Source organism: Schnuerera sp., from assembly GCF_035459645.1.
Classification (GTDB): domain Bacteria; phylum Bacillota; class Clostridia; order Tissierellales; family Tepidimicrobiaceae; genus Schnuerera.
In genome coordinates this window covers 1-2,061 of the sequence record NZ_DATHXO010000531.1, presented here as the reverse complement: position 1 = coordinate 2,061, position 2,061 = coordinate 1, and the positions used below count along the sequence as shown (strand labels likewise).

Genomic DNA, 2,061 nt, shown 5'->3' with positions numbered 1-2,061 from the left:
GAATATTGAATTAGATAAGAAGATTTCAATTATTGTTCCAGTATATAATGAAGCTTCTACAATAGATGAATTAATAGATAGTTTAAAACAATTTAAGGATTATTGTGAGATTATATTTGTAGATGGTGGAAGTACTGATGGAACTAATAGAATAATTGAAGGAAAACATAGACTTGTATACTCTCCAAAGAAAGGTAGATCTTTTCAAATGAACTATGGAGCGTCATTGTCAAAAGGAGATATACTTCTATTTTTACATGCAGATAGTTTTTTGCCTAGTGATGCCCTTAATCAAATCCAAAAAATAATTTTCCAAGGTTATAAAGTTGGCTGTTTTAAAATAAAATTTGATAGTAGAAATATTCTTATGAAGATATGTGGCTTTATGTCAAATTTAAGAGTTAGACTAAGAAACATAGCTTTTGGAGATCAGGGAATATTTATAAGCAGAAGTTATTTCTATGAATTGGGTGGATTTGCAGAGATACCTCTTATGGAGGACTATCAATTGTCAATGGATATAAAAGCAGATGGTGAAAAAATAGCTCTAGCAGGAACAAAGATAAAGACTTCAGAAAGAAGATTTGTAAAGAATGGTAGACTTAGGACAATGGCAAGGATGCAAAGACTACAATACATGTATAGAAAAGGAGAGGACATTGAAGTAATTGCAAATCTATACAAATAGGAAGGTGAAAGATTTGACAGTAAACTATGAAAAATGTATCAACTGTGGAAAATGTACGAAGCACTGTTCATTTTTAAAAAAATATAATATTAATTTAAAGGAATATGCTAACCTAGCCCATCTTGCGTTTAACTGTTATCTTTGTGGAGAATGTAAGAGGGTTTGTCCAGTTGATATAGATGGTCGTCAGTTATCTTTAGATTTGAGAGAAAAGAGAATAAAAGAGGGCTATAATTTATATTTAAATGGCTATGGTGCTTTATTATTAGAAAAAAGAAACTATATTTTTAAAAACTATGCAAATGTAAATAGTAAAGTGGCTCTCTTTCCTGGATGTAATTTTCCGGCATACTATCCTAAGACCACTATGATTATTTCAGAAAAACTGAAAGAGAATTTTGGAATTTCTACAATATTTGATTGTTGTGGCAAACCTATATCTGATTTAAATTTAAAAAAAGAAAAGGGATATATAAGAGATAGATTAAACAATAGATTTAAAGAATTAGGAATTGAAGAACTAATATTATTATGTCCCAATTGTTATTATTATTTAAAAGAGAATTTAGATATTAAAATATCTATGATATATGAACACGATGAGATAATGGAGAGTTTAATTTTTAAAGATAATTCTAACAAAATAGAAGGATTATTATTTTTACCATGTCCAGATAAAGATAGTAGGACAATCTATAAAATGTTAGAAAAGTATATCGATAATAACAGCCTCCAAGAAATAACAAATATACAATGTTGTGGGGCAGGTGGTTGTGCATCTATAAAAGAGAAAGAGTTGACTAAGGACCTACAAGATGGGTTTAAAGCTTATGATAAGAGAATATATCTTTACTGTGCAACTTGTGCAGGCATGATAACAAAATCAAATGTAAATGTTGAACATATCCTATGTAAATTGCTTAATACAGATGAAAAAATATCAACAGGAATAGCTACAGTGAAAAACAGAGCATTATTTTCCATTAAAAGACAGAGGTGATACTTTGGTTAGAAAAATAATAATAGATTGCGATAATACTTTTTCCATAGATGGGTGTGATATAGATGATGGTCTTGCAATCATATACACCTTAGCTCAAAAGGACACAGAAGTCTTGGGCATAAATACAACATTTGGGAATAATAAATTGGATATTGTATATCCAAATACAATTTCTTTTATGAAAAATATTGGATGTTCAGAAATTCCTGTTTTTAAAGGTTCTGAGGATTCTTATAAAAACAATGAAGCTGGAAAATTTCTAGTAGAGATGGCAGATAAGCATAATGGAGAGTTATCTATATTAGCAACAGGCTCTTTAACGAATTTATACCATGCTTGGCAGATGGATAATAATTTTTATGAAAAGATA

3 protein-coding genes are annotated in these 2,061 nt (G+C 29.2%); all 3 read left to right on the top strand.

Annotated features, from left to right (window positions below; translation table 11 throughout):
• Positions 1-688: TIGR04283 family arsenosugar biosynthesis glycosyltransferase (locus VK998_RS12415; protein ID WP_325228833.1), on the top strand; the 688-nt coding region annotated here is incomplete at its 5' end.
• A 13-nt stretch (positions 689-701) separates the two neighbouring features.
• Positions 702-1,688, top strand: a complete 987-nt coding sequence (locus VK998_RS12410; RefSeq protein ID WP_325228830.1) for a (Fe-S)-binding protein — start codon at positions 702-704, stop codon at positions 1,686-1,688.
• 4 nt (positions 1,689-1,692) lie between these two features.
• A partial coding sequence (locus VK998_RS12405; RefSeq protein WP_325228826.1) for a nucleoside hydrolase occupies positions 1,693-2,061 on the top strand: 369 nt, incomplete at its 3' end.